At 47.4% G+C, this 12,732-nt stretch carries 12 protein-coding genes and 1 riboswitch; of the genes, 5 read left to right on the top strand and 7 right to left on the bottom strand.

The genetic code is table 11. From position 1 onward, the window contains the following. Nucleotides 1–17: 17 nt before the first annotated feature. The 5 genes from BM358_RS14975 to BM358_RS14955 all read right to left on the bottom strand — a co-directional run bounded on the left by BM358_RS14975 (nt 18) and on the right by BM358_RS14955 (nt 6,831). Nucleotides 18–1,175, bottom strand: a complete 1,158-nt coding sequence (locus BM358_RS14975; protein WP_023986709.1) for an SMP-30/gluconolactonase/LRE family protein — start codon at nt 1,173–1,175, stop codon at nt 18–20. A gap of 153 nt (nt 1,176–1,328) precedes the next feature. Beyond that, the gene (locus tag BM358_RS14970) at nt 1,329–2,342 is read right to left on the bottom strand and encodes a zinc-dependent alcohol dehydrogenase family protein (RefSeq protein WP_028541209.1); all 1,014 of its coding nucleotides are present in this window, start codon (nt 2,340–2,342) and stop codon (nt 1,329–1,331) included. 396 nt (nt 2,343–2,738) lie between these two features. Beyond that, on the bottom strand, nt 2,739–3,800 hold the full coding sequence (locus tag BM358_RS14965) for an EAL domain-containing protein (protein ID WP_028541210.1): 1,062 nt from the start codon (nt 3,798–3,800) through the stop codon (nt 2,739–2,741). Between the two features lie 274 nt (nt 3,801–4,074). Beyond that, the gene (locus BM358_RS14960; RefSeq protein WP_028541211.1) at nt 4,075–6,177 is read right to left on the bottom strand and encodes a bifunctional 2',3'-cyclic-nucleotide 2'-phosphodiesterase/3'-nucleotidase; all 2,103 of its coding nucleotides are present in this window, start codon (nt 6,175–6,177) and stop codon (nt 4,075–4,077) included. A gap of 219 nt (nt 6,178–6,396) precedes the next feature. Next, complete coding sequence (locus tag BM358_RS14955; protein WP_028541212.1) at nt 6,397–6,831, bottom strand: pyridoxamine 5'-phosphate oxidase family protein; 435 nt, start codon at nt 6,829–6,831, stop codon at nt 6,397–6,399. Nucleotides 6,832–7,101: 270 nt separating this feature from the next. After that, nucleotides 7,102–7,211, top strand: a riboswitch (TPP riboswitch). Between the two features lie 191 nt (nt 7,212–7,402). Here BM358_RS14955 and BM358_RS14950 point away from each other — a divergent pair. After that, entirely contained in the window at nt 7,403–8,446 is a 1,044-nt protein-coding gene (locus BM358_RS14950; protein WP_023986704.1) for an ABC transporter substrate-binding protein, read from the top strand. A gap of 7 nt (nt 8,447–8,453) precedes the next feature. Here BM358_RS14950 and BM358_RS26280 read toward each other — a convergent pair whose 3' ends face one another. Next, complete coding sequence (locus BM358_RS26280; RefSeq protein ID WP_143109560.1) at nt 8,454–8,636, bottom strand: hypothetical protein; 183 nt, start codon at nt 8,634–8,636, stop codon at nt 8,454–8,456. Nucleotides 8,637–8,878: 242 nt separating this feature from the next. Between BM358_RS26280 and BM358_RS14940 the strand changes: the two genes are divergently transcribed. Genes BM358_RS14940 through BM358_RS14925 form a run of 4 tightly spaced genes read left to right on the top strand, consistent with a single transcriptional unit; the run spans nt 8,879 to nt 11,805 of the window. After that, nucleotides 8,879–9,172 carry an MTH1187 family thiamine-binding protein gene (locus BM358_RS14940; protein WP_028541213.1) on the top strand — a complete coding sequence of 98 codons (294 nt, stop codon included), beginning with the start codon at nt 8,879–8,881 and terminating at the stop codon, nt 9,170–9,172. Then, nucleotides 9,169–9,945 (top strand): ABC transporter permease, encoded by a 777-nt coding sequence (locus tag BM358_RS14935; protein WP_028541214.1) that lies wholly within the window; start codon nt 9,169–9,171, stop codon nt 9,943–9,945. Before BM358_RS14940 ends, BM358_RS14935 begins: the two co-directional genes overlap by 4 nt. Nucleotides 9,946–9,989: 44 nt before the next feature. Next, complete coding sequence (locus tag BM358_RS14930) at nt 9,990–10,940, top strand: ABC transporter ATP-binding protein (RefSeq protein ID WP_028541215.1); 951 nt, start codon at nt 9,990–9,992, stop codon at nt 10,938–10,940. Continuing rightward, the gene (locus tag BM358_RS14925) at nt 10,933–11,805 is read left to right on the top strand and encodes a TatD family hydrolase (protein WP_081819205.1); all 873 of its coding nucleotides are present in this window, start codon (nt 10,933–10,935) and stop codon (nt 11,803–11,805) included. Before BM358_RS14930 ends, BM358_RS14925 begins: the two co-directional genes overlap by 8 nt. A gap of 182 nt (nt 11,806–11,987) precedes the next feature. On the opposite strand, the gene nfsA is transcribed toward BM358_RS14925, so the two are convergent. Then, entirely contained in the window at nt 11,988–12,731 is a 744-nt protein-coding gene (gene nfsA / locus BM358_RS14920) for an oxygen-insensitive NADPH nitroreductase (protein ID WP_023986699.1), read from the bottom strand. Between the last annotated feature and the right edge of the window lies 1 nt (nt 12,732).

The raw sequence follows: 12,732 nt of genomic DNA, 5'->3' as shown, positions 1-12,732 counted from the left end.
TTATACCCTCCCCAAGCTTATTTGGTTAAAAGCACACGATGAACACCCTGGCTGCCTCCAGGAGCTGTACCTATATATAAATATCCGTCATGGTTTACAGCCGTGGTTACCCCATAAAGCGAGCCTTCAGGATCATGCCAGCTTCCGATAAGTTTACCCTGCGGATTAAGCTCTATAGCAAGCCCATGCTTCACAGGTGCGCTTGCACCGCTGAGCAGCGATTGAGGCAATTTGGCCATCATTCCAGCCAGCCACGGGCTTCCATGCATCTGATCTACAAAGGGAATACGTGTTGTGAAGAGACCGACCCAGAAATGGCCTTGATCATCACGCGTAATGTTATCCGGAAAACCGGCGAGATTATCCGCAAAAATATCCGAAGTTCCCTTCTTCGGCCCTTTGAGCCAATATCGGGTCAATTGGTAGTGATACGACTCTGCCACAAGCACAAAATCTTCGTCCGCAGACAAGGCAACCCCGTTCGCAAAATAAAGGCCTTCCAACAGAACTGTCGTCTGCTTGGTCGCCGGATCATATTTCAGCAAACGTCCATGTGGCTTGTTCTCGGCGATTTCTTTGAAGACTACACTGCCATAATTGGAGGTGTCAGAAAAATAAATGGTACCATCTTTGGCAATATCCAGCTCGTTGGCCAAATAGATCGGTGTGCCGTCGACTTGATTGGCCAACACCGTCACGTTTCCGGAAGGATCTACCGACAGCAGCCCCTTCTTAACATCCGTAACGATCAGATTTCCACTTGCGTCAAACATAAGTCCATTGGGCGTTCCTTTGGTATCTGCATATAGCTGGGCCTTTTGCGGATTGCCCTTTGTATCAAAGGCAACCTTATAAATTTTCCCGTCGGAGTCTCCCGTATATAAATTTCCTTCCTTGTCAAAGGTGATAAATTCCGGAAACTTAGGGGCAATTGTAACGAGCTCTGCGGAGCTGAGTTTGTTGTTTTGTTGCCATGGACCCGCTTGTTCAAAAGAGGGGGCCGAAGGTGCAAGCCATTTTGCAGGCTGGACAGGGGAAGGGATGAGCATAAGAATAACCATTCCCAGAAGGATTACCGCCAACAGCGATAATCCGGTTCTGCGTACCCATTTACGCGGTTTCTTAGTCTTTCTTCCTTGAGAATCTTTGACAGATAAATCGGGTTTACTGGGCATTAGAGTGCCTCCTATGTGATGTGAATAATATTTCAGCATTTTGCATAATTCGATTCCCAACGCTCGAAAGTACACTATATAGACGAACTAAACCGTTTCGATCTATATATTGCTGATTTGAAATCGCTCTTGGGATTTATGCAAAATGCTCATTTATATTTGAACGACGATTTTACCGAAATACTGTTTTCCTTCAGCCAAAAGTGCGAAGGCTTCGCCGATTCGGCTGAGCGGGAATACCCGGTCAATGACAGGATGTAAACGATGGCGGGAAATGGCACGATTCATGTTTTCGAAATGTTCCCGGTTACCGACTTGGCTGCCGCGAATCGTCGCAGCCTTCTGCAAAATGCTGGTGACATCAAACTCAGGAATAGTCAAGCCCGATAAGAAGCCGACCATGTTCACAGTCCCTCCGGTACGAAGTGCATTGATGGATTGCGCCATTGTTGCCGCTCCCCCTACATCCAGGACATGGTCGACTCCGCCGTCTGTCAGCTCCACAACCACCTTATCCCACTCGGGAACTTCCGAATAGTTGATTGTCTGCCATGCGCCGAGATCCTTTGCCCGTTCCAGCTTGTCATTGCTGCTCGATGTGATAATTACCCTTGCTCCCGCCATCAGAGAGAATTGAAGCCCAAAGATGGAAACACCGCCTGTTCCTTGCAAGAGCACCGTATCCCCCGCTCGCAGCCCACCGGATTCCATCAGCATGCTCCATGCGGTTAATGCTGCAATCGGCAAGGTGGAAGCCTCCTCCCAAGAAAGGTGATCCGGAATGGCGACGACCCCTTCTTCATGCAGAACGATATATTCAGACGCCACTCCACTGAGCGGGCCTCCCAGACTGTCCTTTAAGACCTCCGCTCTCGTGCTCCCGCCAATGAATTTCTGTTGTAAATTTGCCGCTACCCTTTGTCCAATCTGAAATTTTGTCACCCCTTCGCCCACAGCTACAATTTCACCCGCTCCATCGGATAACGGAATGAAGGGAAATTGAATGCCGATCGGCATTAGCCCGTTGATAATCACCAAATCCCGGTAATTCAGGGACGCTGCCCTTATGCGGATCAGAACTTCCAGCCGTCCCGGCACCGGTATGTCAAGTTCCGTCAAGGTTAACTCTTCAAAGCCAAAACCGTCTTTCAGTTGCACTGCTTTCATTTTGGTTGTCCTCCCTGTAATGTTAAACTTTTTGCCTAGTATGGATACGGTGTATTACGAAAGAAACACTGTTTCTTATACAATACACTGTATCCAATTGTCTTCAAGACGTCAATCTTTACTTTAAAAATAAAAACGGTCGTAAACTGCCTCCGGGCTTTTAACGTTCCTTACCAAGTAAAATTGGAGACTAAGTGGCTTCGCTTGTCCAGAACTTACTCAGGTGGGCAAGCAGACCAAAAAACGCGAGTTGCAGGGGTGAAATAACCTCTGCAACTCGCGTTTTTTACATTAATGGTGATAAAGCGCTGTCCAATAGAATTGGAATTTGCTTATGCCACAGCCTTATTTAAGCTCCAATTTTTATAAACTACGTCTACTTAAATTTGTTCCTGACTATATTACGCTACTAAGCATAAAATTGGAGGGCGGACCAGGCTCCGGCTTGCCAAACAAATAACCCTGAGCCAGTGACACACCTGCTTCACGACAAAATTCAAAATCCTCCATCTGCTCTACGCCTTCAGCCAACACTTGGCCTCCAAAACGAAAAGCCGATTCTACAATCCCTGTAATTTGCCGCTTCTGATCACTGTTACTATGACAGCCGTCAATTATACTGCGGTCAATTTTAACATAATCCGGCTGAAGGCAATTCATAAGCTCTGTCGTAGAATAACCTGCCCCCACATCGTCCAGGGCTACCGAAACTCCTCGATTTCGATATTGATCAAAGATATGATGTAAAAAATTAAGGTCGTCTATCTCTTCCGTTTCTACGACCTCAAATACAAAATCCTTCGTACTCATGGATAACCGATCAATCGTCTCAAAGGTGTGATTCAAGCAATAAGCCGGATTATAAATGGTGGAAGGGAGAAAGTTAATAAAACGTTTAATTCCCGCCGGAAGGCATGTTGCACTTTTTTCAATAGCGGAAATACGAGCCGAGCGATCCAGATGAGCATGCAAGCCAGCTTCACGGGCGATTTCAAACAGCCGGAAAGGCTGAAAAGGTCTCTCTGCATGTGACGGACGCAGCAAAAACTCAAACCCGATAATATCCAGCTTGTGATCAACAATAGGCTGCATATGGCTGGAAAAACTTTGATCCTTAATAATACTCACGATATCTGGATGTTGCAGTCTGGCTTGCAATTGACTAAATAAAAGCCAGTCCTCATATCCTTCGATATAATGCAAGCCCGTTACCACAACTTGCATATGGTTCAGGTATTCCTGCGGCAGATGAGCCAGTCCGTTAACCAACTGTTCCAGCTCTGAACGGCTGTCAAAGCGAAACTCTATGCTGCCCTCACGCCCATGTTCCTGCTTCAGTTGTTCCGATAGCATACCCAAACCATCTAATGCTGGAGTAAGCGACACCCTGGAATGCCTAATTCTGAGCAATCCTTGATCCTTAATAGGTAATATGATGCTGCAATTGCTGCATGTCATAATGGTCCTCCTCGGAACAATTTTCCGGTTTTTTCACCATTATATCACAAATAACTAGAACAAAAGCACTATATAATTACGTGTTTTTACAAAAAAGTAGCTTATTCTTAACGACAACTTAGGACTTAAGTATATATTCGACAAAAATCAGAAAACTTTTTGCAATCATGATAAATTCGGAGCTGTTGTTTTTGGTATCAAAAAAGCAGCAAATCTCTTGGTTAAAGAGACTTGCTGCTTCATTCTGATATTGAGTGGAAACTAAAATCCGAAGTTATTTGGACGCCTTCGGCTTCGTTGTTTTAGCTGGTTTAACAGCTGCAGGTTTGGTCGTTTTAACAGCTGGTTTTGCTGTTGCTTTCGCGGGAGCCACAGCTTCCTTTACAGGAGTCGTTGCTGCACTAGGCTTAGCGCCAGCTTTTAAGCTGTATTTGGCAAAGCCGTCTGCCGCGCTGCTCAAGTATGAAATTTGTTGATTTCCTGCCAGCACGTCTTTGGCATCAGGAGAGGACTCGAAAGTAACCTTTGCCTGACCAAAAGGAGCTATAGACCAATTGCCATCCGCCGATGGATTAATCGTTCCGTTCGTACGGATATAGTCAATAATGACCTGGCGACTTTCATCCGGTGCTGCCATCACAATTCGTTTGCCATCTGGGTTGGCCAGTTTGGATGAGGAAGCACGATAGTTATTGGTGGCTACGATAAATTTCTGCGCAGGATCAATAGCCTTCCCATTGTATTGCAGATCAATGATACGATGAGCTGAAGAATCAATAATAGTTCCCTTGGCATCATATCGTGCAGGCTGAGTTACATCAATCTGGTAATTCACACCGTCAATGACATCAAAATTGTAGGTTGGGAAATCTTTGTTGATCAGCGATTGCTCCTCAGTTTGCTTTGGATCAATGCGGTTGAACTGACCTGCAGACCACTCCAGCCACTCCTGAATTTCAGCACCGGTCACTTCTACAGCATGAACCGTGTTCGGATACACATACAGGTCGGACACGTTTTTAATCGCTATCGTACCTTCAGGAATGTTGGTGTAATACTCGGCTCCGTTTCGACCACCGGCCTTGAATGGAGCGCCTGCCGACAATACGGGAAGATTTTCGTATTCGGTCCCTTTAAGATGGTTTTGAACATACCATTTCTGTGCATTCGTCACAATTTGAATGGAAGGGTCATCCTGCACTAATGCAAAATAACTGTTAATCGGTGCAGTCGTTGTTCCAACAGGTTGGCGAACATAATCCAGCGTTCCTTGATGCTCTTCCTTGATCGAATCTGTCAGTTTGTAGTCAGGAGTAAACTGCACAGCCTGGTTAGTGGTACTCACAACCGGACGTACTTCAGACTGAGAGTTAGTTACGTTCCACTCGCGGTTTCTCTTTTCCAGGCTCAGGTCAATAATCCCCAGCTCCTTGCCCCATGAGGAAGCCTCCACAGCCGGTACACCGTTAATGGTTCCTTTATCTAGATCTACACCCTTCATTTCTTTAAAATCAGGGCCGGGGAAAGATTTATGAGCATGCCCAAACAGAATAGCGTTAATTCCGTCCACCTGGCTTAAATATTTAACGGCATTCTCCATCATTGGCGTTTGCGGCACATCCTCATAACCTGTGTGCGCAAGCACGACAATAATGTCAGCACCTTCCGTCTTCATTTGAGGAATAAACTTTTTCGCCGTTTCCACAATATCCTTCGTAACGACTTTATCCTTCAAATTGGCTTCATCCCACTGCATAATTTGTGGTGTGACCAAACCGATGACGCCCACTCTAAGGATGTGCTCTTGGCCCTTCTCGTCCGTTACCGTTTTATCAAGAATTCGATAAGGGGTAAAATAATTTTTAGTAGCTTGCCCCCCCTTGTCAACATAAACATTCGCATTTACGTAAGGAAAATCGGCTCCCTTGAGCGATTTCTCCAGAAAATCGAGACCGTAGTTGAATTCGTGGTTACCCACTGTCGCCGCATCATAGCCCATCAAGTTCATCATCTTGTAGACTGGATGGACACCGCCTTCTTTTTCATAGGTTTTGTTTCTGGCCATATAATCGCCTAATGGATTGCCCTGTAACAAATCACCGTTATCGAACAGCATGCTGTTTCTTGTTTCACTACGCGCCTGTTGGATCAAACCAGCTGTGCTAATCAAGCCATATTCGTTGGTTTCTTTGTCTGAATAGTAATCATAGTTCATCAGCGACGCATGAATATCCGTTGTTTCCATGATCCGCAAATTCACCGTAGCGCTATCGCGAGAATCGCTAGCTGCCCAGGATGGAGCGGCCGAAAACACCAGCATGCTACAAGCCACAACTGCTGCTGTAAACCCTTTAAACCAATTTTTACGAAATAACAAAATATACCCCTCCTCATTAAGGTGTATGCCTCATATACATACTTTTGCACATATATGTAAGCCTTGAACCCACCATTTCTATTTTAATCCAACGCCAGATAAAAGAGTAGTCATTTACTTAAATTATTTATGAAAAAATAATTAATTTTCTCAAAAATAAAAACCAGCAAACCTCCTAAAAAACTCGGAGATTTACTGGTTTGTCCATTTATATTCTTATTATTTATTCCACACTTGGCGCTCAGTTTGCTGACCCACATACTCAATGCGTGTCGGATTCACGTCCAGAATGACATAATCGGGATCATCCGGTCCGGAAAACCATTCCTTCAAGGAATCGTTCCACACTTGTTTGCGCAGCCCCTCATCAGCTGTGATCTGGACGGTAGCCTCCACTTCTACGACTTCCTTCGTACCGCCAACTTCATAACCCAGCAGCAGATAAGCATTCGGATTGTCCTTTAGCTCATCCACTTTATGAGTTTTGCGATCTGTCGCCAGATGAATGTTCATTCCATCGTTAAAAAGGGCCATATAGCGTACTTTCGGTTTGCCACCCTCTACCGTACCTAACGAGCAAAATTTGTTGTTATCCAAAGCCTTCACAATGGCTTGTTCCAGTTGGTTGCGATCCAATGTTTCCGTTTTACCCACAGTACAACAACTCCTTTTCACGAATTTGAATTCTCTACGGCCACGCCATTGGGCACCAGCCCATCTGAACCTACCTGCGTAGCTGTTCTGAAAATAACATGACCGGATCGAATCGAATTGATTCATGCTCATTTTCAGATCAAAGCTCACAGTAAAAGTGTACCCTGTGGTTCGGCAAATGAACCGTCATCTCTCCCTTCATGCTGGACAGACCCGCATTCAAGGCATATAATCGTCGTAGTAAACCCGAATAAATGAACCCATTAAACCATACAATGCCAGGGGTGCTGGAATCGGCCGGCTGAGAGTGTGTCCCAAGACACTGACCCTTACAACCTGATCTGGGTAATGCCAGCGTAGGAATGCTTAAGCAAGATGTGCCTTTTTTACATAGGACCATCCCTTACTTTGGTATATACAAGCGCAAGCGTCCCGGAAACTCGGGGCGCTTTTTTTGTTGAAGATTAAGTTGTTGGAAAGATCGCATCCGGCAGATGTTATTTTTAGAAAATGGGGAACTTAAGCTGTCTGATTGGACGGATAACGGGTAATTAAAGGAGAGAACACAACGATGAAGCGCATGAAAATATTAAGCCTGGGACTGATCAGTCTGTGGCTCATGGCCCTGACCCTGACCGCTTGCGGTGGAAGTCCCCCCACATCCCAAGAAGCGGCTCCCGCTACCGACACTCAAACGTCTACTCCGGCAAAGGGGCTCAAAGATGTTAAAGTCGTGCTCGACTGGACACCCAATACGAATCATACGGGACTCTATGTCGCTAAGGACAAAGGATTTTACGAAAAAGCGGGTTTGAATGTCCAAATTGTTCAACCTGGCTCAGGCGGAGCTGATCAAATGGTTGCTTCTAATGCTGCACCTTTTGGTATCAGCTACCAAGAAGGCGTCACACAGGCTCGTACGCAAGGCGTGCCGCTTGTATCCATCGCTGCGGTGATTCAGCATAATACCTCAGGCTTCGCAGCCCCGGTAGATCGTGGAATTAAGAGCCCGAAAGATTTTGAAGGTAAAAAATACGGCGGTTGGGGCTCTCCCGTAGAAGAAGCGGTCATGAAATCCATCATGGATTCAGACAAAGGCGATGTGAGCAAAGTGAAGATCATCAACATGGGCAATGCAGACTATTTTACAGCCGTGAAGCGGGATATCGACTTTGCCTGGATTTTCTACGCATGGACCGGAATCGAGGCCCAGCTTCGAGGTGAGCCATTGGATATGCTGTATGTAAAAGATTATTCCAAAAGCCTCGATTACTATACACCTGTAATTGTGAGCAACGAACAGACAATAAAAAATGATCCCGAGCTGGTCAAAGCGTTCATGGACGCTACCGCACAAGGCTATGAATACACTATCGCTCATCCGGAAGAAGCCGCAGACATCTTAAGCAAAGCTGTACCGGAGCTGGATAAAAAACTGGTACTTGCCAGCCAAAAATGGCTAAGCCCGCGTTATCAGGACGATGCCGCGCAATGGGGTGTGCAAAAACCGGAGGTATGGCAAAACTATTCGGACTGGATGTACGAACGCAAGCTGCTCAGCAAGCCTTTGGAAGTCGATAAAGCCTTCACAAACGGTTTCCTGCCCAAGCGTTGATCATTTGTTAAAACGCTAAATAAGACTGAACTAGAGAAGTGAACGAAGCGCCACTACGCAGTCGGATGGTGCTTCCCATCGCTGTTGTACCCAGATTTCTTTTATGAATATCCAGAGGTTGAAATCTGGGTACAAAGGCGAACGCTAACGCTTGTACAGCACCATTCCGCCCACTTCGTTCTCGTTCCACTTGGTTTATTCTTTAGTTTCTCATATTATCTAAGCGCTAAGTAGGTGCGCTTGTGTGTTAAAAATGCCACACAAACCAGCTTTAAAAATAGGGTGTTTTTAAGGCGGTTGGCAGCGTAGTGGTTCATTTGAATCTGGAGAAGCGCAGCGATCGTAAGATCAAATGAAACGCGAAGCGGTCTCCCCGCCTTAAACCACCATATTTTTTTAATAACACTCCAAATAAAGGACAGGTGAATTTGCATGGCTAACACACTGCTCAGTATTCAAGTAATCCCTAAAACTCCTAATAACGAGGACTCTTACACGTATGTAGATAAGGCGATCGAGGTCATTCAGCGCTCCGGTGTCAAACATCAGGTGAATCCATTGGATACGACCATGGAGGGCGAGCTCGACGAGTTGCTGAAAGTGGTTAAAGAAATGCACGAGGCTTTGACGGAAGCGGGCAGTCCCAGCGTCATTTCACAGATCAAAATCGCACATAACCTACAAGGCATCAGCATGAACAAGCTGACCGAGAAATATCGCCCATGAATCCGAAAGGCAAGAACGCATCCTGGTGGAAAAGCGTATGGCCGCCCTTTGTGGCGGTCCTCTTCTTTTTAGCGGCCTGGCAGGGGGCGGTTTCCTATTTGCATGTTGAATCCTGGCTGCTGCCTGCTCCATCCCTCATCGTACAAGAGGGCATGGCCCAGACGGCGCTGCTTGGTGCCCATACATGGGCTACGATTCGTCTGACACTTGCGGGATTCGCGATAGGGACAGCAACGGGACTGTTGATCGCCATCGTTCTTCATACAATCCCTTTTCTCAAATCCGCCCTGTATCCGCTGCTTATTCTGAGCCAAAACATTCCAATCATCGCCCTGGGACCGCTGCTCATGGTGTGGTTTGGTTTTGGCGTGCTGCCCAAGCTGATGGTCATTACCCTAGTATGCTTTTTTCCCGTGGCTGTAGCGGCCATGGACGGGCTGACTCGAACAGACCGTACGATGATGAACTATATGCAGATGTCGGGTGCAAGCCGCATGGCTATTTTTATGAAGCTGGAGCTGCCACATTCCCTGCCGCAAGTCTTTTCTGGCGTTAAAATTGCTGCTACCTATAGTGTGATGGGTGCGATCATTGCGGAATGGATCGGAGCTAGTGAAGGAATTGGATATTATATGCTGCTGCAAAAATCAGCCTATCGCACGGACCTCATTTTTGCCGCCATCGGCATTATTGTTGCACTCAGCTTACTCATGTTTGTGGTTATTTTACTACTGGAGAAATGGCTGGTTCGCTGGAAACCCGATCGAGAGTAGCTTCCTCCTTGAATTACATACAGCAAAGAAAGGACGTGGCGCGTATGAGTCTGCATCCGACTGACTTATCATCATACAACGTGGCTAATGAACAACGAACCGGGGAACAGCAGAGACGATCAACTGCTCCTCCTGCTTTAGAATTGGACGGGATCAGCCTCGCCTTCCGCGAAAAGCGAAGCCTACTGCCCGTACTGCAGGATGTATCCCTCACAGTCAAGCCAGGAGAATTCGTTTCCCTCATCGGTCCGTCAGGCAGCGGCAAAAGCACGCTGTTTCACATCATCGGCGGGCTACTCAAACCACAGCAGGGACGTATCCGTATGCACGGACGGGACATGACTGGTGAACGTGGGCATATCAGCTATATGCCGCAGCAGCCCGCCCTTTTCCCGTGGCGTACCACGCTGGACAACGTACTGCTTGGGCAGGAAAATGCTCCACGTAAAAATACAGCAGTACCCCCTCAGTACGCCAGTGAACGCGAGCGTCGCAAAGAAGCCTTGCAATGGCTCGAACAGGTTGGACTTGGTAAATTCGCCAAGGCGTATCCACATACGCTGTCTGGTGGAATGCAACAGCGCGCAGCCTTTCTTCGCGCACTGCTCAGCCCACAGGAATTAATGCTGCTGGATGAGCCGTTCAGCGCACTCGATGCGCTGACACGTGCAGACATGCAGCAATGGTTATTACGGATGTGGGAAAAGAACCGTCGTTCTGTGCTGTTTATTACCCACAGCATTGAAGAAGCGTTGCTGCTCTCCGACCGCATCTATGTGCTGTCGGCGCGACCTGCTTCAGTGGTGCATGTCGTAGATGTCCCTTTTCCCCGCCCGCGTAGGGAAGAAATCACCCTCGATCCGCTCTTTATTGAATGGAAGCGGACCATGACCAGCTGGATGCGCGAGGAAAAACATAAACTGGACGGCGACATGGACAATGCTCAGAGCGTCCACAAGAATATCCCGGAAGATGGATTGAATCGACATGAGTGACGTAAAAGTTCGATGTGCATTGAAATGGAACAGCCAAACAAAGCCAGGCTTGGATTTGACCGCAATTGGACCCGCTCCATTGATCGACGCGCATATTCATGTAGACAGCTACCCGCCCGAACAACAGGAATTATTGCTCGCTTCACTTGCCAATAGCAGCGTCCCAGCCGTGATAGCCGTGTCGATGCATCTGGGCTCCAGCCGAGCCAATCTGCAGTTAGCCAAGCGTTACCCCGGGCTGGTACGACCAGCCTTTGGCTTTCATCCCGAACAGGCTCTTCCACCGCAAGCTGAGCTTGAACTCTTGTTCAACTGGATGGACGAACATGTACAGCAGATGGTCGCCGTGGGTGAAGTCGGCTTGCCCTATTACAATCGGCTGGAAGCCTCACAGAGCGGTTCACCTTTTGACCTCGCTCCCTACATAGTGCTACTAGAGCGCTTTATCCAGTTTGCAAGCAAGCATAACAAGCCCATTGTCCTGCACGCCGTTTATGAGGACGCAGACATCGCCTGTGACCTTTTGGAACGTCATGGCGTCACACAGGCGCATTTTCACTGGTTCAAGGGCTCTGCCGCCACGACCGAACGTATGGCCCGGAACGGCTATTATGTCTCCTTCACACCGGATCTCCTGTACGAAGAAGAGATCCGCAGTTTGGCAAGACAGTATCCGTCTGATCAGATCATGGCAGAGACAGATGGTCCTTGGCCGTTCGAGGGACCTTTTACTGGACAAGAGACACATCCCCGGATGACTGCCGACGTCATTCGTGCGTACAGCAAGCTGACCCATCAAGATGAATCTGCCGTCCGTCAATTATTTTATGAAAATACGAGACGCTTTTACTCACTATCTGATTGATAAAGGCATACCAGCTATTTACTGACTGGAAGGTTTACAACCACAACATGCAGCCAAAGCAAAGAACCTCCTTATTTACGCGGGACTTCATCATGCGTAAATAAGGAGGTTCTTGTATTTTCAAACGTATATAGCTCAAATACTACTTGTATTTTGCAGAGTTTTTTGTCGCCACTCAGCTTTTATTGCTTCAAGAAACCCTTCTGTTCCAAAAATGGCTTCAACTGCAAGCGCGCTGGCTCGGTCAGTCTCGCAGCCATTTGCTCAGACCATGGCGTAGAGCGTTGACCGCCTGTACGTTCCTTCAAATATTCCGCTGATGTGTGATCGTATACCTCTACAGCTTTCATCGTCTGATTTTTGTCGTAACCGTTCATATGCAAAACACCGGACAGTGGAAGACGTGGACGCAAGCCCGTTTCCTGATCCGGTACACCAATACACATACCGAACACTGGATACACCAGCTCTGGCAACCCTAACAACTCAGATACCTCTGCTATTTTAGTACGAATGCCGCCGATGTAGACGATGCCCAGGCCCAGTGATTCAGCGGCTACCGCTGCATTTTGTGCGGCTAACGCGGCATCAATGGTCGCAACCGTATAATTTTCAACGGAACCTTCATAGGAAGGCTGACCTGGCTGATGGTGTAGTGTGACCTGCTTCAGACGGTACAGATCTGCGCACCATACCAGAAACGCGGGGCATTGCTCAACGTAAGCCTGTCCTCCTGCCAACTCGGCCAGTTTTGTTTTTAAAGAAGGCTCGGTAACGGCAATAACGGTATATGCCTGCACATTACTGGACGAGGAAGCCATTTGGCCAGCTGCCACAATAGCTGCGAGCTGCTCGTCGGTAATGGGGTCTGACTTGAATTTTCGCACAGACCGGTGGTTCATCAACAAGGAAATCGTATCATTCATG

It is taken from the genome of Paenibacillus sp. cl130, assembly GCF_900116035.1.
Lineage (GTDB): Bacteria > Bacillota > Bacilli > Paenibacillales > Paenibacillaceae > Paenibacillus > Paenibacillus polymyxa_B.
Note: the sequence above shows the minus strand (reverse complement) of the source record. Positions and strands in the feature narration are given on the sequence as shown.

Excerpts from the sequence above, each read along its gene's own strand:
- BM358_RS14940 (WP_028541213.1), top strand. The coding sequence starts at position 8,879 with ATGGCTAACACACTGCTCAGTATTCAAGTAATCCCTAAAACTCCTAAT.
- BM358_RS14935 (WP_028541214.1), top strand. The coding sequence starts at position 9,169 with ATGAATCCGAAAGGCAAGAACGCATCCTGGTGGAAAAGCGTATGGCCG.
- nfsA (WP_023986699.1), bottom strand. The coding sequence starts at position 12,731 with ATGAATGATACGATTTCCTTGTTGATGAACCACCGGTCTGTGCGAAAA.
- BM358_RS14950 (WP_023986704.1), top strand. The coding sequence starts at position 7,403 with ATGAAGCGCATGAAAATATTAAGCCTGGGACTGATCAGTCTGTGGCTC.
- BM358_RS14925 (WP_081819205.1), top strand. The coding sequence starts at position 10,933 with ATGAGTGACGTAAAAGTTCGATGTGCATTGAAATGGAACAGCCAAACA.
- BM358_RS14970 (WP_028541209.1), bottom strand. The coding sequence starts at position 2,342 with ATGAAAGCAGTGCAACTGAAAGACGGTTTTGGCTTTGAAGAGTTAACC.
- BM358_RS14930 (WP_028541215.1), top strand. The coding sequence starts at position 9,990 with ATGAGTCTGCATCCGACTGACTTATCATCATACAACGTGGCTAATGAA.
- BM358_RS14965 (WP_028541210.1), bottom strand. The coding sequence starts at position 3,800 with ATGACATGCAGCAATTGCAGCATCATATTACCTATTAAGGATCAAGGA.
- BM358_RS14975 (WP_023986709.1), bottom strand. The coding sequence starts at position 1,175 with ATGCCCAGTAAACCCGATTTATCTGTCAAAGATTCTCAAGGAAGAAAG.